The following is a 22231-nucleotide window of genomic DNA, read 5'->3' on the forward strand; positions in this document are numbered from 1 at the left end:
GCAGCAACGGGGACGGCGCAAGGCGACACGGGATCCGGCCCGGTAACGAGTTGGCCCCAGAAACGAGGGCGGGGCGCCACGCAGTATGCGCGACGCCCCTTGGTGAGAGATCAGAAAACCGATCCAGCCCTCAAATCGGACCGAGACCGGAGCTAGCCGAAGATCAGGCCGTTCGTCTTGGAGGTGGCCGCCGCGTAGCGGTTCTGCACGTCCTCCCAGTTCACGACATTCCAGAACGCCTTGACGTAGTCGGCCTTGACGTTCTTGTACTGCAGGTAGAAGGCGTGCTCCCACATATCGACCTGCAGCAGCGGGATGATGCCGAGCGGCACGTTGGCCTGCTGGTCGTAGAGCTGGAAGGTCAGCAGCCGGTCGCCGAGGCTGTCGTAGCCCAGCACGGCCCAACCCGAACCCTGCAACCCGTTGGCGGCGGCGGTGAACTGCGCCTGGAACTTGTCGAACGAGCCGAACTGATCATCGATCGCCGCGGCGAGGTCGCCCGTCGGCTTGTCGCCACCGTTGGGGGAAAGGTTCTTCCACCAGATCGAGTGGTTCACATGGCCGCCGAGGTGGAAGGCCAGGTTCTTCTCGTTGAGGAAGATCGCCGCGTGGTCACCGTTGGCCCGCGCCTCGTCGAGCTTGGAGACGGCATCGTTGACGCCCTTGACGTACGCCGCGTGGTGCTTGCTGTGGTGGAGCTCGTTGATCTGCCCGGAGATGTGGGGCTCCAGAGCTCCGTAGTCGTAATCCAGGTCCGGCAAGGTGTATTCAGCCACGAGATTCCTTCCTCATTGTCGATCGATGGAGCCAGGCGTCCTCTTCGGATCGCCCAGTTCGATCCTCAAGATCGCTGCCAACATTGCTCCATCGCAAGGCGCACCGCAAGGACGCGTGCGCCGACCACACGTATACCCGATCGGGCGTCGGTCAGAACAAGACGATCACGGCCAGCACGCCGAGCAGCAGCAAGGCGATCACGCTGGCCCGAAGGAAGGACATCAACTGGTTACGGGTGTGCAGATGTCCGGATGAATGCCATTCGGGCTGCGAAAAGGCCGATCCCGATCCCATCGGATGTGACGCCATCAAACACTCCTGACCTGCACGATCAATGCTTGTCCCCCAGTGAGTTCTGTCACAACAGCTGGTGTGACGCCGATCATAGCCCGTGTAATGGCCAGGGGAAAATCGGCCTCCGCGTCGATAACGTCCGATGCGGACCGGGGAGCCCGACGTGCTCAGCGCCTCGAATCACGCTGATCTCAACCGGACCGGACGGTGCCGATGACCGCGGTTTAGCCGAGTGCTTAATTTCGCTCCGTGCCGGCGGTGGCTGTTGATCGCTGCCGCGAATACCCCAGGTTTATCCACAGGGATGGACAGCTACCGCCCAGTAATGCCCATCTCGGGGGCTTTTCGCCAGGTGCCGGGGCTGTGGATGAACCTGTGGAAACTGTGGATAGCTTTGCGTTGCTAACGCCGCGGAGTGCCATCAGGGTCGGCTGCGCTCGCCGGTGCCGGCATGCGAGCATTGACGGCATGGACGATGTGGAAGTCGGGCAGGCAGATATCGCTGCGGTACCCACCACGTTCGAAGGGGCTGTCGTGCTGCTCGACGTCCGTGAGGACGACGAATGGCAACGCGGTCACGCCGAAGGTGCCCAGCACATCCCGATGGGTGATGTGCCGACACGTATCGCCGAGATCGACCCGGACGCCGAGCTGTACGTGATCTGCCACGCGGGCGGACGTTCCCTGCGTGTGGCGAACTATCTGGCACGTAACGGTTACACCCCGACCAATGTCGAGGGTGGAATGTTGGCCTGGGCCGGCGCCGGACGTCCCGTCATCACCGACGCCGGCGGCCCGGGAACCGTCTGACCGCGGGGGCAGTCCGGAGATCGTGACTAGGCTGGTCGGATGATCCAGGTGTGTTCGCAGTGCGGGACGCGCTGGAACGTGCGTGACCGGCAGCGGTCGTGGTGTCCCCGGTGTGGCGGTTCGCTGTTGGCGCCCTCGTCGCCACAGTCTCAGTGGGGACCCGCCGCCCGGCCTCCGGCTCCGTCGTCGACGGCACAGCGCACTCCACCGCATCTCGCCCCCGGCTATCGCTGGATAGCCCTGCGTCCCGGCCCTCCGCCACACCAACGCCGGCAGCGGCGCCCGCTCGGCCCGACGCCGCACTATCGCGCGATTCCGAGTTGGGGGCTGCACCAACAGTTCGATCTCGAGGAGCAGCCTCAGAAAACCGATGCCGAGATCGATGCCGGCAATGTGCGCCTCATGCTCGTCGCGGCCACGGTGGTGCTGGGCATCGCCGCCTTCGCCCACGTGATTCGTTACGCGCTGTTGCTGATCAACCGCAGCGTGCTGCTGCATCCACTGATCGCGATCGGCGGTGTGGCCATCGGGCTGCTGGCCAGCGTGGTGGCGATGGGCGTCGTGGTCGTCGCGGTGGTGTCGTTGGTGCGTTGGCTGATCACGCGGCGGGCCGCCGGTTACGCCGCACACGGCGAGGTGGATCCGCGCAGCACCAGGACACTGTGGCTGTGCTGCCTGCTGCCCGGTGTGAACCTCGTGATGGCGCCGGTGTTCGTGTGGGAGCTGGCCGCTCTCGAAGCACGCCTCTCGCACCTGCGTCGCCAGATCGTGGTGTGGTGGATCGTCTGGGTGCTCAGCGCAGTGGTCGCCTTCGCGTCGATGGTGAGCACCGTGTACGTGACGTTCTTCAACGACACCCCGCAGAACATCGCGAACAACACCGTGACCGCGATCGTCGGCTACCTACTGGCGCTGGCGGCATTCCTGCTGACCGCCAAGGTGTTCGTCGGGTTCGAGGGCAGCGGTACGACGACGGCTGAGCGCAGCGTCCGGCGCTGGGTGGTGATCGAGCCCGAGTCCCCGGTCCACACCGAGGCGGCCGACACTTCGCAGAATTGTGAGGATTCCGCTGAATCCGCCGTTCCGGTTGAGACCCAAGGGCAGAACCCGGCAGCATAGGCCGTATGGAAACGGGCGACGGCGGAGCCGCTGCGCAGGCGACACCCGGGCCTGGGCATCCGTTCGTGGTGGCCCACCGGGGAGCATCCGCCGAACGGCCCGAACATACGCTTGCCGCATACGACTTGGCGTTGCGTGAGGGTGCCGACGGCGTGGAATGCGATGTGCGGCTGACCCGTGACGGGCACCTGGTGTGCGTGCACGATCGCCGGGTGGACCGCACCTCCACGGGCACCGGTCTGGTCAGTGAGATGACGCTGGCCGAGTTGCGCAGGCTGGACTACGGGTCGTGGCACGCCGGCGGACGCTCCGACGAGGGTGACGCCGCCGACGAAACCGGCGAAACCGGCGAAACCGGGCTGCTGACCCTCGACGATCTCGTCTCGCTGGTGCTGGACTGGAACCGGCCGGTCAAGTTGTTCATCGAGACCAAACATCCCGTGCGCTACGGCGCGCTGGTGGAGAACAAGGTGCTGGCGCTGCTGCACCGGTACGGAATCGCCGCCCCGGCCTCGGCCGACCTGTCACGCGCGGTGGTGATGTCGTTCTCGGCGGCAGCCGTGTGGCGGATTCGCCGGGCCGCCCCGATGCTTCCGACGGTGCTACTCGGTGAGACGTCGCGGTACCTGGGCGGCAGTGCCGCCACCACGGTCGGCGCCACCGCGGTCGGTCCGTCCATCGCGACCCTGCGCGAGCACCCGGAGCTGGTGGACCGGGCCGCCGCCCAGGGACGCGCCCTGTACTGCTGGACCGTCGACCATTACGAAGACGTCCAGTTCTGCCGCGACATCGGCGTGGGATGGGTGGCCACGAATCATCCCGGCCGCACCAAGAGTTGGCTGCAGAACGGCCTCACCGGTGCGGGCCGGGACTGAGTGCTAGCAGCTGGCGACCCAGATCAGAGACTGCCGCCCGCGGCCTTCGGTGCGGCCACGTCGGCACCGGAGCCGCCGGCGAGTTCCCGGGCGACGAAGTCCTCGATGTGGAACAGGTTGGCGCCCGCGCGGTCGGCGATGCGCACCAGCGTCGCCATCGACGCGACCTCTTCGATCTGCTCCTTGAGGAACCACTGCATGAACTGCTCGCCGAGGTAGTCACCCTCCTCGCGGGCGACGCTGGCGAGCCGGCTGATCTGTTCGGTGACGGTGCGCTCCTGGCTCAGCGCCAGGGCGAGCGCGTCACGGGGCGCATCGAACCGGTTGCACACCGCGTCGACTCCGGGGATCTCGGCGTCGATATCCCGATCGAGCAGGTACTGGACCAGCATCATGGCGTGGTTGCGCTCTTCGACCGCCTGCGCATAGAAGTGCTTGGCGAGTTGCGGCAGATCGGCACCGTCGAAATAAACCGCAATGGCGATGTATTGCTGTGACGCGGTGAACTCGCTGCGAATCTGGTCCTGAACAAGCGCATGGAATTTCGTGTCGTGTTCACCGGTCGTGGTCATGACGGCAAGGATATAGCAGGTCAGAGCATGTTGTCATCGAAGGTTGACCTCATTGAGGTCAGCTTTACCTTAGTTGCGTGGCGCGCATTACATTTGCTATCGGTAATTTGCTACTGCCTTATTTAGCTTTGCCTAAGCTCAAGGTTGGGGCTTTTCGATGACATCGTCCGGAACAGCTGTGTCGTTGGCCAGCGCGGTGAACAACCGGCTTGCCGCGTCGCTGTCCCACACCACCACCGCACCCGAATCGCTTCCGGTGAACTCGCCGATCGGCACCGTCGTGGTCACCATGTCGCCGTGCATCGCCCAGGCCAGCCGGCCCAGATCCCACACGTGGGCGTCCTGGTCGACGGCCACCGAGTTGGTGGCCGCGCGGGCCATCGGCTGCCACCGCAGGGGGTTGATCAGCACCTCCGGGCTGGTGGCCCGGTGCAGCAGTGCGGACATGAACGCCCGCTGGTTCGTCATCCGGTCCAGATCGGCGCGCGGCGTGGCCCGGCTGCGGACGTAGCCGAGCGCATTGCGGCCGTTGAACTCCTGGCAACCCGCCGGGAGGTCGATCCCGGCCAGCGGGTCGCTGATCGGCTCGGCCGGGCACATCGTCACCCCGCCGACGGCGTCGACGAGCGCGGCGAAACCGTCGAAACCGATCTCGGCGTAATGGTCGAGGCGCAGGCCGGTCGCCTGCTCGACGGTCTGCGCCAGCAGCGGCGCCCCGCCCAGTGAGAACGCGGCGTTGACCTTGTCCTCGCCGTAGCCCGGAATCGGCAGGTAGGAATCCCGGGGGATCGAGACCATGGTGGCCGGTGTGCCCGAGCCGATCCCGGGAACGTGCACCAACAGGATGGTGTCGGTGCGGCCGTTGCCGATGTCCCCGCCGGTGGCCAGCTCGGCCTGCTGCTCGGGGCTGAGGTTCTGGCGACTGTCCGATCCGACCAGCAGCCAGGTGGTGCCGTGCGCCACTCCGGGCCGCTCGGGATAGTCGGCCAGCGCCGGAATGCGGTGCAGCGACGTGTCGATCCACACACCGCCGCCGATCAGCGCCAGGACGCCGACGAGCAGCACCGCCAGCACCAGACGCCCCCAGCGGCGTCGTCGGCGCGGCTTGCGCACCGGGGCGGGCGCGGGCGAACGGGCCGCGGCGGGCCGGGGTTGGTGCGACGCCCGGGGTGGACGCGGTGGTGGTGGCGGTGGTGGTGGCGGTGGTGGTGCGGATCTGGGCAGGGGTTGTCGCGGTGGCGGGGGTTGCCTGGGAGGCGGGGGTTGTCTGGGAGGAGGGGACGTCCGTGGCGGCGTGGGCGGATTCGGTGGCCAGGCCGGGCGGTAGTTCGGGTCGCGCCGGATCACCTGGGGCGGCTCGTTGCCACGGCGGTGCGGTCCCGGACGCCGCGAGCGCGGGTCGGGACGTCCGCCTGAAGCCGTGAAGTCGTCCACAGCAGAAATGTACGTGCCGAACGCGTTATCGCAGCCAACTGAGATGATCGGCCACCAGCGCGTAGCCGACGAATGCCACTGCGTCGATCAGGGTGTGGGCGATGATCAGCGGCCACAGCCGTCCGGTGCGCTGCCATGCGTAGCCGAACACCAGGCCCATCACGACATTGCCCAGACCCGCGCTGTAGCCCTGGTACAGGTGATAGGCGCCGCGCAGCAGACTCGAGATCACCAGGGCCCGCCCGGGACTCACGTCGAGTTGACGCAACCGGGTCAGCAGGAACCCCACCACGATGATCTCTTCGGCCCAGCCGTTGGCGAACGCCACGCCGAGCAGCATCGGGATGCGCCACCAGGTGTCGTACAGCTCGGCCGGTTCCACATCGGCACTCAGGCCCAGCACCCGGGCCAGCACGTAGAACCCCAACCCCGGCAGGCCGATGAGCAGGGCCAGGCCGAGCCCGCCCAGACCGTCGGTGCGCCATCGCGGGCGGGACAGCCCGATCGTGGACGGTCCGAAACCGCTGCGCCACAACAGGTACAAGGCCAGTGCGCCCCAGGCCAGCAGTTGCAGAACGACGGCCAGGTGCAGGCCTAGATCGATCAGATCGAACGGGGAGCGCTTCGGGTTGAGTGCGACGGTCTGCCCCGACAGGCCGAGCAGCACCGCTTCGACGAGCCGTAGGCCTGCGGTGTAGGCGCTGAGCCCGAACGTCACCGCGAGCACGACGGCGATCTCGATCTTGAGCGTGCGGCGTTGCGGCTCGAGTTGCTCGTGGGGCCCGGTCACCGAAGCTACGGTAGCGGCGCCCCGTTGGCGTGGCCGATCGTCTGGGTCAGATGCGGCGCGCGCGCAGTCCGTTGAGGAATGGGCAGCCCATCAAGATGCGGATGGCCTGGCTCAGGCCGGTGACGTCGTCGACCGGGTTGGGGAACGGCAACCGCACGTCGTGGTCGCCGTGTTCGTTCTCCACGCGCAGTTGCACGCCGTAGCGGTCCAGGCCCAGCGGGCGCACCCGCCCCTGGCGCAGCGTGATCGGCAACCGGGTGGCCAGGCGTTCCACCACGTCGCGGTGCGAGGACTCCATGTGCTGCAGCCAACCGGATTCCATCGCGCAGAACGGATCGGGGCGGGCCTGCAGGAGCGCCCCGAGGCCGACCGACTCGGCGCCGGTGGCGTCGGCCACCACGACGGACTCGATCTCCAGGCGCATCAGGGTGTGGTTGTCGTCATTCTGGTGGGCGTTCGGCTGGTCCCTGGAATTCACCTGCAGTAGAGCCGGATTCGGGTTCTCGGTGGCGATCAGGTCGAGCAGCGCCGGAACCTCGTCGCTCGGTACGTGCTGCAGACGGCCACGGATCCAGACCAGGGAGCGCACCGGTTCGCGTAGTGGGAGCGGGGCGTAGTCGGTCATCTCCAGCACGGCCTGCACCCCGGCCGAACCGGCGGATATCGCCATGCCGGCCAACGGGCCGGCCTCGGGGACGGTGATCGCGAACGACCCGTCGTCGAGCAGGTGATGAACGGGTGAGGCGACGGGTTCGATGCCCTCGATCGCGACCATGGCGCCGCCGCCTCGTGCGCATGCGCTGCGGATCCGCTCGGCTGTCGTCGGTGTCGCTATGGCCATCTCGCCGCCTTCGAAACTAGGTGAGGTGATTAGGTGAGGTAAGCCTAACTTAACTGGGTGGTCTCCGGTGGGCAAGGCTTCCGTGAAACACCGGCCGCGCCGTCCTCAACCGATGGCGCGCAGACGACGACCCGATAGGGTTGGGATGTGCCACGCATCGCCTACCTCGGGCCCGAGGGAACCTTTACCGAAGTGGCGTTACTGCAGATGGTGGCCCATGAGTTGGTGCCCGGACTGTCGTCGGCATCCGGCGACGGCAAAGCTCGGTTCACCCCGGTTCTGACCGACAGCACCCCCGGCGCGCTGGCCGCGGTGCGTGACGGCCGGGCCGATTACGCGTGCGTGCCGATCGAGAACTCGATCGAGGGGTCGGTGCTGCCGACCCTGGACAGCCTGGCCGTCGGGAAGCCACTGCAGATCTATGCCGAGCTGACTCTCGACGTCGCCTTCACCATCGTGACCCGGCCCGGGCACACCGGGCCCGTACAGACCGTCGCCGCCTTCCCCGTGGCCCTCGCCCAGGTGCGTCAGTGGCTGGCCGCCAACCTGCCCGACGCGGACATCGTCCCGGCCACGTCCAATGCCGCCGCCGCCCACGAGGTGGCCGAGGGACGGGCCGACGCCGGGGTGAGCACGAGACTGGCCGCCGACCGCTGCGGCCTGGACGTCCTTGCCGCCGACGTGGTCGACGAGGCCAATGCCCGCACCCGCTTCGTCCTGGCCGGGCCGCCCGGCGCCCCGCCGGCAGCCACCGGTGCCGATCGCACCTCGGTGGTCCTGCGGCTGGACAACACCCCGGGCGCCCTGGTCACGGCGATGACCGAATTCTCGATCCGCGACATCGACCTCACCCGGATCGAATCTCGGCCCACCCGAACCGAGCTCGGCACCTACATGTTCTTCCTGGACTGTGTCGGACACATCGACGACGATTCGGTGGCCGAGGCACTCAAAGCGCTGCACCGACGTTGTACCGATGTGCGATATCTCGGTTCCTGGCCTACCGGAGCGACCGCGGGTGCACCCCCGCCGCGCCTGGACGAGGCCTCACAGTGGTTGGCAGGCTTGCGCGCGGGAACGGACGACTCATGAGCGGCCGGCTGATCCTCGTCCGTCACGGGCAGTCCCACGGCAACGTCGCCCGGCGGCTGGACACCCTGCCTCCCGGCGCCGAGCTGACCGACCTCGGCCACGACCAGGCCCGGAGGTTCGCCGGAACGCTTCCCCAGCGCCCGTCGATCCTCGCGCACTCGGTGGCCCGGCGCGCGGCACAGACCGCCGCCGGTATCGGTGTCGAAACCGGCCTTGTCCCATTCGAATTCGAAGGGGTCCACGAAGTCCAGGTCGGTGAACTCGAGGACCGAAGCGACGACGACGCCGTCGCCGAGTTCAACCGGATCTACGAGCGCTGGCACCGGGGCGAACTGGACGTGCCGATGCCCGGCGGCGAAAGCGCCGAGGCGGTGCTGGCCCGGTATGTACCGGTGCTCACCGAGCTGCGGGTCCGCTACCTGGACGACCACGACTTCGACAGCGACATCGTGCTGGTGAGCCATGGCGCGGCGATCCGGCTGGTGGGCGCCGTGCTGGCCGGCGTCGACGGCAGCTTCGCGCTCGACCATCACCTGGCCAACACCGAATCGGTGGTGCTGGCGCCGATCACCGACGGGCGCTGGAGCTGCGTGCAGTGGGCGGCGGTGACACCGCCCTTCTACCCGGAGCCCGGCGCCACACCGGTGACGGACGCGGTGCAGTCCGAAACCGACCCGATGGGTTAACCGGTCCGCCGGATCGAGAGCGCACTCTCATGCGCACACGGGCAGCCCACCGCCTCACAATCGAGGCTGAACGTATGCGCTGCTTCCGGGGTGGTGCAGGTGTCGTCGGTGCATTCCGCGCGGTACCGCACGTGCTGGATCACGGTGCCGTGGCAATGCTCCAGACCGGCTGCGCACTCCCGGCACTGGATGGTCATAGCCCGTTGATAGCACTGCGGGCCGACAAAACGCGGTTGCCGCGCGGGGGTTGGCGGCTCATCTCGACCGTATGTCTTCGCGCAAGCGGCTCATCCCCAGCCAAGTTCGTGGAGCCGCTCGTCATCGATCCCGAAATGGTGCGCGATCTCGTGGATCACCGTGATCGCCACCTCGTCGACCACGTCGGCCTCGCTGTCGCAGAAATCCAGCAGGGCCCCGCGGTAGATCGTGATGGTGTCCGGCAATGAGCCGGCGTACCAAGAATCCCGCTCGGTGAGCGCCACTCCCCGGTACAGCCCCAGAATCTCGGGCTCGTCGGGATCACGGTCCTCCACCAGGATCACGACGTTGTCGATCGCGGCCGCCAACCGCGGAGGGATCAGGTCGAGCGCATCGGATACCAACTCGTCGAACCGCTGCGAGCTCATCCGCACCGGCACGGCTACGGCGCCGGCGGTACGGGGGCAGGCTCACCCGGAGGCGGGCCGGCGGGTGGTGCCGCGCCATCGGGAGCAGGAGCGGGAGCCGGTGCCGGGCCCTGCTCGGGTGCCGGGGCCGGTGCCTGCTCGGGCGCCGGCGGGTTGAAGGTGTTGGCCTGCGTGGGAGCCGGCGCCGCGGTGGTCGAGGCCTGCGGCATGTGCTGACCGCTCGACGACGAACCCGACGAACCCGACGAACCCGAGGACCCCGACGAACCGGAGCCCGACGAACTCGAGGAGCCCGATCCGGATGAACCGGATCCCGACGACGAGGACGAACCGGACGACGATGAACCGGAAGATGATGTCTCGTCCACATCGGGCATCGGGACGGGCGGCAGATTGAGCCGCTCCTCCGGGATGTCGGGCGGTGCGATCGGGGGCTGCCCGTTGATCATCAGCGGTCCCTTGGCGCTGTTGATCAGTGTCGACCAGCCACCGTTGCCCAACGTGGCGCCGATGCTGCACGACACCTGGTGGCTGCCGGCCGACCAGCTGGGCAGTGAGATCGTGCTGTAGCTCAGCGCCAGCGTGGTGGTGCGCAACTGGACCGGGGCCAGATAGGCATCGGTCTGCTCAGTGCAGGTGTCCTTGATGAAGTTGTCCTGATCGCCTTCAGCCGGCAGGCCGCCCGGGAATTTCTCGGCGAGGTTGACCGCGCCGGTGACCTCCATGGCGTGCGGCGCCGCGCAATCGACCGGGACGTCGGTGGGCTGGTTGGTGGCGGCGTCGATACCCAGGCAGGTGCCTGCGGCCCAGACCTTCGATTGATCGACGTCGGCCACCTTGCCTGCCGACTCCAACTGGCCGTCGCCGGGGCCGAGGAGTTGCAGCCCGCACAGCATGCGCCGCTCACCGGACTGCTTCCAGGCCTTCTCGCCCGACCACAACAGGCCGATGGTGTATTTGCCGTTCGGGTCGTACTTGGGACCCAGGTAGCCACGGACCGACGGGGTGCACTGTTCCTGGCTGATCTGCTTGATCCGGTCCACCGACGGCGGCGGCGCACCCGGCCCGTACTCGCTGCCGGGGAAGGTACGCATGTCGACGGCCTGGGCGACCTCGAAGCGATGGTTGTCCTTGCAGTCGACGATGTGCGCGGCGTCGGGGTTGCGCCCGGGCCAGTTCAGACAGTCGCCACGTTTGACGTGATTGAAGGTGTCGTTGCCGCGGGGCCCGAGGGCGATCGCGCCCGGGGCGGAGCTCGATCCCTCGCTCCGGGGCAACGCGGTGATCAGCCCGGCGATGAGCAGCGCGCCAAGCGCGGTCAACAGCAGCGCACGTCGCGTCGACGCGGCCGCCAGACTCTGCCACCACCGTTCCCTCGCGGGTTGTTCGTCCGGCAGAGGTTCGGCGAGCAGGACCCCGTGCTCGGGGTGCTCGGGGTGCTCGGGTGCTTCCAACATTGCCCTCCATTGTGACAGGCGTGTCAGCCCTTGTGACAAGTGATGCAGTTGTAATGTTGCGAGGTTGTGCCCGAGGGCCGTCGCCCACGGCCGGCGTCAACTCATCGACCACCTCAGATGTACGTCGCCGCACTTCAAAAAGTAGGGTTGCGCCCGTGATCGACCTCAAGCTGCTGCGCGAGAATCCCGACTCCGTCCGTGCGTCGCAACGGGCCCGGGGGGAGGACCCGGCGCGCGTCGACGCCCTGCTGCAGGCTGATACGGCACGGCGGGCCGCGATCTCGACGGCCGACAACCTGCGTGCCGAACAGAAGGCCGCCAGCAAGCTCGTCGGCAAGGCCACACCCGAGGAACGCCCGGCCCTGCTGCAGCAGGCCAAGGATCTGGCCGAACAGGTCAAGGCCGCCGAGGTGGCCCAGGCCGAGGCCGAGACTGCCTTCACCGCGGCCCACATGGCGATCGGCAACGTGGTCATCGACGGTGTGCCGGCCGGTGGCGAGGACGACTTCGCGCTGCTCGACACCGTCGGTGAACCGCGGGCGATCGAGAATCCCAAGGACCACCTCGAGCTGGGCGAGGCGCTCGGGCTGATCGACATGGAGCGCGGCGCCAAGGTGTCGGGTTCGCGGTTCTACTTCCTCACCGGTGCCGGTGCCCTGATGCAGCTGGGCCTGCTGCAGTTGGCCACCCAGATGGCCGTCCAGAACGGGTTCACGCTGATGATCCCGCCGGTGCTGGTGCGTCCGGAAGTCATGGCGGGCACCGGATTCCTCGGTGCGCACGCCGACGAGATCTACCGGCTGGAAGCCGACGACCTGTACCTGGTCGGCACCTCGGAGGTGCCGATGGCGGGCTATCACTCCGACGAGATCCTGGACCTGTCCGCCGGCCCGCGGCGGTATGCCGGCTGGTCGTCGTGCTTCCGGCGCGAGGCCGGCAGCTACGGCAAGGACACCCGCGGCATCATTCGGGTGCATCAGTTCGACAAGGTCGAGGGATTCGTCTACTGCAAGCCCGAGGACGCCGAGGCCGAGCACCAGAAGCTTCTGGGTTGGCAACGCCAGATGCTGGCGGCCATCGAGGTGCCCTACCGGGTGATCGACGTCGCCGCAGGCGATCTCGGCTCCTCTGCGGCACGCAAGTACGACTGTGAGGCGTGGGTGCCCACCCAGCAGACCTACCGGGAACTCACGTCCACCTCGAACTGCACGACGTTCCAGGCGCGGCGGTTGGCCACGCGTTACCGCGACGAGAACGGCAAGCCGCAGATCGCCGCCACGCTCAACGGCACGCTGGCCACCACCCGCTGGCTGGTGGCGATCCTGGAGAACCATCAGCAACCCGATGGCAGCGTGAGGGTTCCCGACGCGCTGGTGCCGTTCGTCGGCACCCCGGTGCTGGAACCCCGGTAACCGTCCACACCGCGGCCCAGTAGAACTGCGGACATGTCGGGGGACAGCCCGGTACGGGTAGGGGTGCTCGGCCCGGTGGCGGCCTGGGTCGGCGACGAGCCGGTGGATCTGGGTGCGCGGCTGCAGCGGGCGCTGCTGGCGAGATTGGTTGCCGCACACGGCCACACGGTGTCCGTCGACCGGCTCATCGACGATCTGTGGGAGGGCGAGCCGCCGCCCAAGGCGTTGTCGGCCCTGCAGGTCTACGTCTCGCACCTGCGGCGGGCGCTGGAGCCGGGGCGGCAGCGTCGGGCCCCGGCCCGCATCCTGGTCAGCGCCGCACCCGGATACTGTCTGCGACTGCCGGTGGACGCCGTCGATTCCTGGCGGTTCGAAGCGAAAGTCACTGCGGCGTATGAGGAATCGGACCCGCAGCAACGTGTGTACCTGCTCGACGGGGCGCTGGCCGACTGGTCGGGAGATCCGTTCGCGGGGGCGGGCGATGCGCTGTGGGCGGCGCCGGAGGTCGCCCGGCTGACCGAGCTCCGGCTGGCCGCGGTGGAAGCGCAGGCCGCTGCGCAGGTGGAACTGGGCCGGTACAGCACCGCCATCGCCGCGCTGGAACGACACGTCGGCGAGCGTCCGGGCCGGGAAGGCGCCGCCGCCGTGCTGGTGACGGCGCTCTATCAGACCGGACGCCAGACCGACGCGCTGGAGGTGTTGCGCCGCACCCGGGACCACCTCGTCGATGAGCTCGGTTTGGAGCCGGGCCGGGCGCTACGCGACCTCGAGCGCGACATCCTGCGTCAGGCCGACCATCTGGAGCCGTCCCGACCGCTGCAGCCGGCGATACCGGAGGTCGTCGCGCCCGACGGTGCGGAATTGGCCGCCCGCGGCCGTGCTGAACTGGCCGCCCACGGCCGTGCCGAGGAACTCGCCGAAATCGATGCTGCCGCACGCGCTGTCGCGGCAGGCGGCAGCGCGGTGCTGTGGATCGGGGGAGAAGCGGGATCCGGCAAGACGACGCTGGCGGCGACCGCGACAGCCCGGTTGCGCGCCGCGGGCTGGCGCACCGTTCTCGGCCGTTGTCCGGAGGTTCACGGCGCGCCGGCGGGGTGGGCGTGGACCGAGGTACTGCGCGAGTTGCTGGACGCCGGAGCCCAGGTGGACGACGGCAGGCAGGCGCTGGCTCCGCTGCTGCACGACGTCGCCGCGGTCGAGCCGGGCACGTTCTGGTTGGGGCATGCGGTGGCCGACGTGTTGAGCGCGATCGCCGAGAGTCAACCGCTGGCAGTCGTTCTCGACGACCTGCACCGCACCGACGGGCTGACGTTGGAGCTCCTGCGGCTGGTAGCCGACCGGATCAAGGATCTCCCGGTGTTGGTCATCGGTACCTATCGCCCGTCGGAGGACCGCGGCGAACTCGAGGTGGCCCGGGCGGCACTGACGGTGCACACCGCGGCGCACCTGATACTCGACGGTCTCGACGCCGCGGCTACGGCCGCGCTGGCAGCCGACTACGGACTGACCGCCGCCAGCGGTGAGGCGCTGCGGCTGCTGCGTGAGCGGACCGGCGGCAACCCGTTGTTCGTCCGCGAACTGGCCCGGCTGATGGTCGCCGAGGGGCCGGACGCGGTGTGGGCATCGGTGCCGGTCGGGGTTCGAGATGTGTTGCGCCGCAGGGTGGCCCGATTGCCTGGCCCGACGGTCACCGCGTTGCGTCAAGCCGCCGTGCTGGGGCGCGACATCGACGTCGATCTGCTCGCCGAACTGGGCCGCAACGACCCCGAGGATCTGCTCGACGCGCTGGAACCGGCCGTCCTGCTCGGTCTGCTCGACGAGCCGGCGCCGGGCCGGTTGAGGTTCGCCCATTCGCTGGTGCGCGACACCCTCTACGAGGACACCTCGAAGCTGCGGCGGTCGCGGTTGCACGGTGCCGCGCTGGACCTGCTGCGCGCACCCGGCCGGTCGGTCGACCCGGCCGCCCTGGCGCACCACGCAGTCGCGTCGGCGACAGCGGAAACCGCTTTGGCCGCTACGGCTTTCGCGACAGCGGCGGCCCGCGAGGCGGACTCGGTGGGGGCTCACGCCGAAGCTGCCAGGCAATGGCGTGCCGCCGTGCAGATGCTGGAGTTGGCGGCCAGTCGCCGGTTGGGGCCCAGCGACAAGGGCCTGGAAAACGAGATCGACGCGCGGTGCGGGCTGATCTCGGCACTGGCCCAGTCCGGAGACGCCGTCGCCGCGCGCATCGAGTTGAAGGCTGCGCTGCAGTTGCTGACCGGGACGTCGCGCGACGATCTGATGGTGCGGGTGCTCACCGCGTGGGACACCCCGCTGGTGTGGCGGGACCGTGAGTACGACGAATCCGATGCGCAGATGATCGGCCTGCTGCGCCAGGTGCTGGACGGCGGTCCGGCGAAAGTCACTGCGGCCGAACGGATCAGGTTGCTCAAGGCGCTCTACGTGGAGTTGGAGGGTACCGATCCCGACGGCGCACTGGCCGCCAGCACGGAGCTGCTCGAATTGGCCCGCCGCGCCTACGCCGAGGACCCGGCATCGTCGGGTCGGTTGTTGTGTACCGCGCTCAACGTCCGGGCCTACTGCGCACTGGGACCGGACCTCGACGCCGAACGCGACGCGACCGCCGCCGAACTGTTGCAGACCGCGGAGGCCACCGAGCAGGCCGACTATCAAGCCGTGGCGCACTGGATGCTGTCGCTGGCGGCCGGTCACCGGTCCGATCTGGCAACCGCGAAACGGCATGTCGACATCGCGGTGGCCCGGGCCGGCACCGGGCAGCTCGTCCACCTCCTCGGAGTGCTGGGACTGTTCCGGGCCCGGATGTACCTGCTGGCCGCGCGATTGGAAGAGGCGGTGGGCGCCTACACCGATCTGGCGGCGCGCATGGTCGAGAACGGCGCCGCCAACGGGGCCAAGCTGGCGATGGTGGGCCGGGTGACGGGCGAGTTCTGCCTCGGAGACCTCGGCGTCCTTGCCGACGAGTTGGTGTTCTTCTACCGGGAGGTGTCGGTTGCCGCGCTGGACGCCGCGGTGCTCGCGCTGATCGCGCGGGGCCGCGAGGCCGAGGCGCGCGAGCTGTGGCGGGACCGCCAACCGATCGAGCGGGCCTACTTCTGGCTGCCCTTCACCGTGCTGCGCGTCAACGCGGCCGTGGCGCTCGGGGACATCGCGGAGGCCGAGGCCCGGGCGGCCGACCTCGGTCCGTACTCCGGGCGTATCGCCGGACTCGGTGTCGACGGGCTGATGGTGGGCCCGGTCGACGAGGCACTGGCCGCCGCTGCCGATGCGCTGGGCCGGCCGGATCAGGCGTGCGGCTACCGGGAGGCCGCCTCGGTGCTGCGGGACCGACTGGCGGCCGAAGCGCAGCGCTTCATCGACTGACGCCGGCGGTGCCGGCCTATCGACTGACGCCGGCGGTGCCGGCTTATCGACTGACGCCGGCGGTGCCGGCTTATCGACTGACGCCGAAGACCGCCCGCTCCAGGCGTCGGTACCGCAACCCGACGACGGCGAGCATCATCCGTAGCTCGATCCCCGCCTGCCCGGCCAGTTGTGCGCGCTCGTCGTCGTTCATCACGGCGAGCGCCCGCGGACCCTCGAACCACAACGACCCGCCTTTACGGGCGGCTTTCTCCACCGTCGCCCAATCTGTCACCGAGACGTGTTCGGTGATCATGGGGAACACCGCCATCTCCTCGTCGTTGATGTGCTCGGTCAGCAAGGCCGCCAGTTCGGCCAGCTCGATGGCCATGAGGCCGGCGATATGGCGGTCACCCATCGACAGCCGGAACGCGGCGGCGCGGGCCTGCAGCTGTTCCAACCGCGGGTCCAGCGCTGCGTGGTCGTCGATCAGCTCGCTCAGATCCACGTGGTCGCCCACACTCGCCCGGATCACCGGCCACAGCACCGCGTCCTCGGTGGTGTGGTGATGGTGGATGGAATCGCACAGCAACTCGACGTATCGGGAGATCGCCCGGGCACGGCCGGGGGTGCAGATCACATCCCGGTCGCGCACCGCCGCCGCCAGGTCGCTCAGGCGGAGCAGGTCGGCCAGCATCACGCGGTGAGCCAACGTGATACCCAGCAGGTCCGGTGCGGGATCGCCCGCGCTACGAGGTGAGACGCTGGTGGTAGGGGTGGTTGTCGGCACGGAAAACTCCTCGGGTTCGGCCGATCCGGTGCGGATCGGCACTCGCGGAGCACAGCCTGGTACCGGCGACTTAAGCGCGACTTGTTACCGGCTTGTCGCGGCCACAGTAGGGTTGCAGCCATGATCGACATCGACCTTGCCGAATTGCGTAACTGGTTCGGCTTCGGCGTGGCCGGCAACTTCGCGGGGCACCTCGAACAGGCCGGAGAGGCCGGGGATTTCGTCAAAGTGGTGACCGAAGGGTATGCGCCCAAAGGTATCTTCCCGTGGTACGCCCCCGGCCGGGACGACTTCCTGGGTGAGTTCCCGCTGTCCAGCGATGCCATCGTGCTGCCGGACGCCGGTGAGGTTGACGGCCCGCTCAACCTTCAGATCGAGCCTGAGGTCGGAGTGGCCTGCCGCGCGGTGTGGAACGGCGACACCGTGGTGCGGCTCGAGCCGTTCGCCCTCGGCGCCTTCAACGACTGCTCGATCCGCAGGCCGGGCGCACCCAAGATCAGCTACAAGAAGAACTGGGGCCCGGCCTCCAAAGGCGTTGCACCGCAATTCTTCGAGATCAGTGACCTCACTCCGGACGGTCCGACCGCCACGATGCGGCTGGTCTGCTACCTGAGCGAGGACGGCGGCCAGCAGCACGCCTACGGCGTGGATTCACCCCTGGTGGGCTACTCGTATTACGGCGAGGTGCTGCTGGACTGGATCGTCGAACGGCTGGCCAACCAGAAGGGTTCGGCCGATACGCCGCTGGAGGATGTCGGCGCGTTGATGGTGGCCAGCGGTCATCCCGAGAACGTGCTGATCGGCATCGGTGCCACCCGTTACACCCCGCTGGGCGAGTCCACCTTCCTCAAGCCGGGTGACGAGGCCATCGTCCGGGTGTACGACAGCGCCTCCAGCGCGGCTTCCGAACTGCGGCAGGTGGTCTCGGCGCGCTAGCCGCCGAGCAATTCCTCCAGGCGGGCGACGAACTCGTCCGGGCGGGCCGGGGTGAACGCCGGCTTCGGGTAAGTGCCCGGCACGTCGAGGGTGATCAGCGTCGAACGCAGCGGACGGTGCACATCCAGCGGCAGCCAGCGGCGCAGGTCGGTGCTGCCCCACAACCGGAAGCGCTGCATCCACAACCCCAGTGGGGTGGCCTCGTATCCGGTGATCGACCGCAGCGGGATCACCTTCGAGGTTCCCGACGGGAAGTGGTAGCGCCGCAACGTGATCGCCTCTCGATCCAGCTGGATCAGGCCGTCGTCGTAGTACTGGCGCGGGGCGGTCATGACTTGCTGCACCGCAACTCGTGGCCTTTGGTGGTCAGGCATTTGCCGTTGTCCAGGTTCCACTGCCAGCCGTGCAGGTTGCAGGTGAGGGTGTTGCCTTCCACCACACCGAATTTCGAGAGGTCGGCTTTCAGGTGGGGGCAGCGGCGCTGGATCTGGAAGCCGTCGAGGGTGATCGATGAGGTGTCGTCGTGGGCTTCGGCGAACCAGCCGTCGGCGTAGGCGATGCGCTCATCGGTGAGGCATTTGAAGAATGTGTACAGGTATTCGTTGTAGCCGCCCACGCGCCAGGCTTTGAACCGGGTGGACAGGAAGATGGTGTTGACCCAGTCCGGTTCGTCATCGCGGAGCACGGTGCGCACCAGTTCGGGTGGGATCGCGAACCCGTAGCGGAATTTCTCGTCGGCGATGGGTTCGCGGACAAGGCGTTTCGGGAAGTCCAGGACCACGGTCTCGCTGTGCTCGGGGCCGGACAGCCGTAGTTCCACCGGGTAGCCGATGCCGTCGCAGATCTGGTCGGTCTGGCTCATGATCGGCTCGAACAGCGCCCGCAGTCCGGGCAGCAGGGGCTCACCGGCTGCCGGTGCCCACGTGGCTTTCTCCGCGGCCAGTACCGGGGCCATGCGTTGGGCGAAGTCCTCGATGTAGGCGGCTTTGCCGGTGGTGAAGATCGTCTCGGGGTCCTCGACCGGGTGGGTCAGTGAATCGAGTTGGGAGCCGGTGAATTCGGCGGTGCTGCCGGGGATCATCAGCAGCCCGCCGTCATGGCCGTGGCGGCGCATCTGATCCAGGAACACCACCTGGTCGGGGAAGATGTTGGCCGGGTCGCCGTGGTCGTCGTTGAGATCGCGCAGTTCGGGATCCAAAAAGCACGGCGGGCCGGCCGAGGGGATCACCCAGCTCGCCCCGACTTGGGCGATGTATTGGCGGCACCGGTCCATCTGACGTTGGCGTTTCTGGATGCCGAACGCTTCTTTGGCCCGGTCGGGCATGTCGTAGACCATCGGGTACCAGATGGCCCCGGAGTACTGCAGCATGTGCACGTCGATCTGCCCGAAGTCGCTGTGCACCATGTCGAGGTCGACGGGGCGGGCGTCGTTCATGTTGAACACGACGGTCTGGCCGTCGTCAACCACGAGCCCTGAGTCGCCGATCGGGCCGTCTGCGGGTGCGCGCAGCGCGATGATCATCACGTCGAGGTCGCCTTTGGGGCCGCGCACGGTGTGTTTGACCGAGTCGGTGGTTTCGAAGAACCGGTGAAAGCCCAGGGCGGTCAGTTCGCGTTGCAGGTCGGGCACCGGGAAGTCGGGCAGCAGCACCACGGCGTCCTTGTTGACGTGGCGGCGCAGGTTTTCGGGGTCGAAGTGGTCCTTGTGCAGGTGTGAGACGTAGAGGTAGTCGACATCGCCCAGAGCGTCCCAGTCCAACTGCGTGTTGTCGGGGAACGGGAACCAGGAGGCGAAGTACGCGGGGTTGACCCACGGGTCGCACAAAATGCTGCCAGCCTTGGTCTCGATCAGGAAGCCGGCATGCCCGACACTGGTGACCTGCACAAACGGCCTTTCGATGGAGTGCTTTGATGCCCGCCCAGCCTAGCCCGAGTTGGGTGACGCTCCGATACGGGCTGGGATTAGGCTGGCCACGTGGAACCGGTGTACGGGACTGTCATACAACTCGCTCGGCTGACCTGGCGCATGCAGGGGCTGAAGTTCAACGTGACCGGGGTGGAGAACGTCCCGGTCACCGGCGGCGCGGTGGTGGCCATCAACCACACCAGCTACTTCGACTTCACCTTCGCCGGTCTGCCTGCCTACCTGCAGAAGCGGGGCCGCAAGGTGCGGTTCATGGCGAAGAAGGAAGTTTTCGACAACAAGATCACCGGGCCGATCATGCGCAGCCTGCGTCACATCGAGGTCGATCGTGACAGCGGCGCCGCCTCGTTCGAGGCAGCTGTCGACCAACTCAAGGCCGGTGAACTGGTCGGGGTGTACCCGGAGGCGACGATCAGCCGCAGCTTCGAGATCAAGGACTTCAAGTCCGGCGCGGCGCGGATGGCGATCGAGGCCGGGGTGCCGATCGTGCCGCACATCGTGTGGGGTGCGCAGCGCATCTGGACCAAGGGGCACCCCAAGACGCTGTACCGGCCAAAGGTGCCGATCTCGATCGCGGTGGGCGAGCCGATCCAGCCCACCCTGCCCGCGGCCGAGCTGACCGCACTGTTGCATTCACGCATGCAACATCTGCTCACCCAGGTGCAGGACGCCTACGGGCCGCATCCGGCCGGTGAGTTCTGGGTGCCGCACCGGCTCGGTGGTTCGGCCCCGACGCTGGCCGAGGCCAACCGGATGGATGCCGACGAGGCCGCCGCCAAGGCGGCCAAGCGTGCGCTGGATGGGCCCGCTGGACCTTCTGGACCCACCGGGGTCTCGGGGTAAGTCGCCTATGGAACCGGTTTTCCGAAGCTTGGAGATTGCCGCCGGGCTCGCGGTCAGGGCCACCGGAACCAGGATCACCTTCCGCGGGTTGGACAATCTGCCTGCCACGGGCGGTGCCGTCATGGCCATCAACCACACCGGCTACGTCGATTTTCTGCCCGCCGCTCTGGCCGCCACCGAACGTGGCCGCCGGATGCGCTTCATGATCAAGGCGGAGATGAAGCAGGTGAAGGCGGTGGACTACCTGATCAAGCACACCGGGACGATCCCGGTGGACCGCGGGGCCGGAGCCGGTGCCTATGCCGCGGCGGTGGACTCGCTGCGGCGCGGCGAGCTCGTCGCGGTGTACCCGGAGGCGACGATCAGTCGCAGCTTCGAGCTCAAGGATTTCAAGACCGGTGCGGCGCGCATGGCGCTGGAGGCCGGTGTCCCGATCATTCCGCTGATCGTCTGGGGTGCTCATCGCATCTGGACCAAAGACCATCCGAAGGCGTTGGGGCGCAAGAAAATTCCGGTGACGGTGGTGGCCGGCCGGCCGATCGTGGCGACGGGTTCGGTCGCCCGGATCGATGACACGCTGCGGGCCGCGATGTCGTCACTGCTGGACCAGGCTCAGCACGACTACCCCGAACCGGCCGGGGCGTACTGGGTTCCGAACCGGCTCGGTGGAAGTGCGCCGACGCCTGTCGAAGCAAAGTTGCTCGACGAGGCGGAACTGGCCGAACGCGCGCGCAAGCGCGCCGAACGTGAAGCGACGGGAAAAAAGTGACGGGTGCCGAGCGGACGCCGGGGTTGATCGCCACCGACGTGGACGGAACGCTGCTCGATGAGGACGAGACGGTCACGCCGCGCACGAGGGCGGCGGTACAGGCGGCGGTCGAGGCGGGGGCGACGTTCGTCCTGGCGACCGGACGGCCGCCGCGCTGGATCGCGCCGGTGGTCGACGGCCTCGGCCTGGCGCCGATGGCGGTGTGCGCCAACGGCGCCGTGATCTATGACCCGGCCACCGACCGCATCGTGTCGGCGCACACGCTCTCGACCGAGGTGCTCGGTGAGCTCGCCGAGATCGCCACGCGGGTGATTCCGGGCGCGGGCCTGGCCGTGGAACGGGTGGGTCGTTCTGCGCACGACGCCGCGACCCCGCAGTTCGTCAGCTCGCCGGGATATGAACACGCCTGGCTCAACCCGGACAACACCGAGGTGTCGGTCGAGGATCTGCTCAGTGCCCCCGCGGTCAAGCTGCTCATCCGCAAGGCCGGCGCACGCAGTGCCGACATGGCTGTTGAACTTCTCAAACACATTGGGTTACAGGGCGATATCACTTATTCGACCAACAACGGTCTGATCGAGGTGGTGCCGCTGGGCATCAGCAAGGCCACCGGTGTCGCGGAATTGGCCGCCCCGCTGGGGCTCACCGCCGCGGACGTCGTGACCTTCGGCGACATGCCCAATGACATACCGATGCTGAGCTGGGCCGGGCGGGGTGTGGCGATGGGCAATGCCCACCCCGAGGCGGTGGACGCGGCCGACGAGGTCACCGTGACCAATGCCGAGGACGGTGTGGCCCGGGTGCTCGAACGCTGGTGGTCCTGA

General features: G+C 68.0%; 24 protein-coding genes. 12 read left to right on the forward strand and 12 right to left on the reverse strand.

The window, feature by feature from the left end; translation table 11 throughout:
- Positions 1–152 precede the first annotated feature (152 nt).
- On the reverse strand, positions 153–776 hold the full coding sequence (locus tag AB0I14_RS15370) for a superoxide dismutase (RefSeq protein ID WP_358022625.1): 624 nt from the start codon (positions 774–776) through the stop codon (positions 153–155).
- A 151-nt stretch (positions 777–927) separates the two neighbouring features.
- Complete coding sequence (locus tag AB0I14_RS15375; RefSeq protein ID WP_358022627.1) at positions 928–1086, reverse strand: hypothetical protein; 159 nt, start codon at positions 1084–1086, stop codon at positions 928–930.
- A gap of 453 nt (positions 1087–1539) precedes the next feature.
- Between AB0I14_RS15375 and AB0I14_RS15380 the strand changes: the two genes are divergently transcribed.
- The 3 genes from AB0I14_RS15380 (at position 1540) to AB0I14_RS15390 (ending at position 3875) form a co-directional block, all read left to right on the forward strand.
- Positions 1540–1881 carry a rhodanese-like domain-containing protein gene (locus tag AB0I14_RS15380; protein ID WP_358022629.1) on the forward strand — a complete coding sequence of 114 codons (342 nt, stop codon included), beginning with the start codon at positions 1540–1542 and terminating at the stop codon, positions 1879–1881.
- Between the two features lie 126 nt (positions 1882–2007).
- Positions 2008–3000 (forward strand): DUF4328 domain-containing protein, encoded by a 993-nt coding sequence (locus AB0I14_RS15385; protein ID WP_358022631.1) that lies wholly within the window; start codon positions 2008–2010, stop codon positions 2998–3000.
- Positions 3001–3005: 5 nt separating this feature from the next.
- Positions 3006–3875 carry a glycerophosphodiester phosphodiesterase gene (locus AB0I14_RS15390; protein WP_358022634.1) on the forward strand — a complete coding sequence of 290 codons (870 nt, stop codon included), beginning with the start codon at positions 3006–3008 and terminating at the stop codon, positions 3873–3875.
- Positions 3876–3898: 23 nt separating this feature from the next.
- On the opposite strand, the gene AB0I14_RS15395 is transcribed toward AB0I14_RS15390, so the two are convergent.
- Together AB0I14_RS15395 and AB0I14_RS15400 are read right to left on the reverse strand one after the other, a co-directional pair.
- Entirely contained in the window at positions 3899–4447 is a 549-nt protein-coding gene (locus AB0I14_RS15395) for a ferritin (RefSeq protein WP_358022637.1), read from the reverse strand.
- Between the two features lie 138 nt (positions 4448–4585).
- Positions 4586–5671, reverse strand: coding sequence for an LCP family protein (locus tag AB0I14_RS15400; RefSeq protein ID WP_358022887.1), 1086 nt, complete (start codon positions 5669–5671; stop codon positions 4586–4588).
- On the opposite strand from AB0I14_RS15400, the gene AB0I14_RS15405 reads away from it, so the two are divergent.
- Positions 5617–5871: a hypothetical protein gene (locus AB0I14_RS15405; protein WP_358022907.1), complete on the forward strand. Its 255-nt coding sequence runs from the start codon at positions 5617–5619 to the stop codon at positions 5869–5871. The two genes, AB0I14_RS15400 and AB0I14_RS15405, sit on opposite strands and share 55 nt — an antisense overlap.
- 35 nt (positions 5872–5906) lie before the next feature.
- Here the strand turns inward: AB0I14_RS15405 and AB0I14_RS15410 are convergent, their stop codons facing one another.
- Together AB0I14_RS15410 and AB0I14_RS15415 are read right to left on the reverse strand one after the other, a co-directional pair.
- Complete coding sequence (locus AB0I14_RS15410; protein WP_358022640.1) at positions 5907–6671, reverse strand: CPBP family intramembrane glutamic endopeptidase; 765 nt, start codon at positions 6669–6671, stop codon at positions 5907–5909.
- Between the two features lie 46 nt (positions 6672–6717).
- Positions 6718–7512: a DUF2470 domain-containing protein gene (locus AB0I14_RS15415; RefSeq protein WP_358022642.1), complete on the reverse strand. Its 795-nt coding sequence runs from the start codon at positions 7510–7512 to the stop codon at positions 6718–6720.
- A gap of 147 nt (positions 7513–7659) precedes the next feature.
- On the opposite strand from AB0I14_RS15415, the gene pheA reads away from it, so the two are divergent.
- A complete protein-coding gene (gene pheA / locus AB0I14_RS15420) occupies positions 7660–8604 on the forward strand; it encodes a prephenate dehydratase (protein WP_358022644.1) in 945 nt (314 codons plus the stop codon).
- On the forward strand, positions 8601–9290 hold the full coding sequence (locus AB0I14_RS15425; RefSeq protein ID WP_358022646.1) for a histidine phosphatase family protein: 690 nt from the start codon (positions 8601–8603) through the stop codon (positions 9288–9290). Before pheA ends, AB0I14_RS15425 begins: the two co-directional genes overlap by 4 nt.
- On the opposite strand, the gene AB0I14_RS15430 is transcribed toward AB0I14_RS15425, so the two are convergent.
- From AB0I14_RS15430 to AB0I14_RS15440, 3 genes are all read right to left on the reverse strand, one after another.
- A complete protein-coding gene (locus AB0I14_RS15430) occupies positions 9287–9487 on the reverse strand; it encodes a hypothetical protein (protein ID WP_358022649.1) in 201 nt (66 codons plus the stop codon). The two genes, AB0I14_RS15425 and AB0I14_RS15430, sit on opposite strands and share 4 nt — an antisense overlap.
- Positions 9488–9577: 90 nt before the next feature.
- Positions 9578–9928, reverse strand: a complete 351-nt coding sequence (locus AB0I14_RS15435; protein WP_358022652.1) for a metallopeptidase family protein — start codon at positions 9926–9928, stop codon at positions 9578–9580.
- A 2-nt stretch (positions 9929–9930) separates the two neighbouring features.
- Positions 9931–11373, reverse strand: coding sequence for a septum formation family protein (locus AB0I14_RS15440; RefSeq protein WP_358022655.1), 1443 nt, complete (start codon positions 11371–11373; stop codon positions 9931–9933).
- Positions 11374–11528: 155 nt separating this feature from the next.
- Here AB0I14_RS15440 and serS point away from each other — a divergent pair, with 155 nt between their 5' ends.
- Entirely contained in the window at positions 11529–12785 is a 1257-nt protein-coding gene (serS, locus tag AB0I14_RS15445) for a serine--tRNA ligase (protein ID WP_358022658.1), read from the forward strand.
- 33 nt (positions 12786–12818) lie between these two features.
- Entirely contained in the window at positions 12819–16166 is a 3348-nt protein-coding gene (locus AB0I14_RS15450) for a BTAD domain-containing putative transcriptional regulator (RefSeq protein WP_358022661.1), read from the forward strand.
- Between the two features lie 70 nt (positions 16167–16236).
- Here AB0I14_RS15450 and AB0I14_RS15455 read toward each other — a convergent pair whose 3' ends face one another.
- Positions 16237–16935, reverse strand: coding sequence for a hemerythrin domain-containing protein (locus AB0I14_RS15455; protein WP_358022664.1), 699 nt, complete (start codon positions 16933–16935; stop codon positions 16237–16239).
- Positions 16936–17055: 120 nt separating this feature from the next.
- Here AB0I14_RS15455 and AB0I14_RS15460 point away from each other — a divergent pair, with 120 nt between their 5' ends.
- Positions 17056–17871 (forward strand): DUF5718 family protein, encoded by an 816-nt coding sequence (locus AB0I14_RS15460; protein ID WP_358022667.1) that lies wholly within the window; start codon positions 17056–17058, stop codon positions 17869–17871.
- Here AB0I14_RS15460 and AB0I14_RS15465 read toward each other — a convergent pair.
- Positions 17868–18203: a hypothetical protein gene (locus tag AB0I14_RS15465; protein ID WP_358022670.1), complete on the reverse strand. Its 336-nt coding sequence runs from the start codon at positions 18201–18203 to the stop codon at positions 17868–17870. The genes AB0I14_RS15460 and AB0I14_RS15465 overlap by 4 nt on opposite strands.
- A complete protein-coding gene (locus tag AB0I14_RS15470; RefSeq protein WP_358022673.1) occupies positions 18200–19756 on the reverse strand; it encodes a Rieske 2Fe-2S domain-containing protein in 1557 nt (518 codons plus the stop codon). Before AB0I14_RS15470 ends, AB0I14_RS15465 begins: the two co-directional genes overlap by 4 nt.
- A 90-nt stretch (positions 19757–19846) precedes the next feature.
- On the opposite strand from AB0I14_RS15470, the gene AB0I14_RS15475 reads away from it, so the two are divergent.
- From AB0I14_RS15475 to AB0I14_RS15485, 3 genes are read left to right on the forward strand one after another with little or no spacing between them, the layout of a single operon-like run.
- Positions 19847–20638, forward strand: coding sequence for a 1-acyl-sn-glycerol-3-phosphate acyltransferase (locus tag AB0I14_RS15475; protein ID WP_358022677.1), 792 nt, complete (start codon positions 19847–19849; stop codon positions 20636–20638).
- Positions 20639–20645: 7 nt separating this feature from the next.
- Complete coding sequence (locus tag AB0I14_RS15480) at positions 20646–21407, forward strand: lysophospholipid acyltransferase family protein (protein WP_358022680.1); 762 nt, start codon at positions 20646–20648, stop codon at positions 21405–21407.
- The gene (locus AB0I14_RS15485; RefSeq protein ID WP_358022683.1) at positions 21404–22231 is read left to right on the forward strand and encodes an HAD family hydrolase; all 828 of its coding nucleotides are present in this window, start codon (positions 21404–21406) and stop codon (positions 22229–22231) included. The genes AB0I14_RS15480 and AB0I14_RS15485 overlap by 4 nt, the downstream gene beginning before the upstream one ends.

The sequence above is a fragment of the Mycobacterium sp. NPDC050441 genome (assembly GCF_040655355.1).
Taxonomy (GTDB): domain Bacteria; phylum Actinomycetota; class Actinomycetes; order Mycobacteriales; family Mycobacteriaceae; genus Mycobacterium.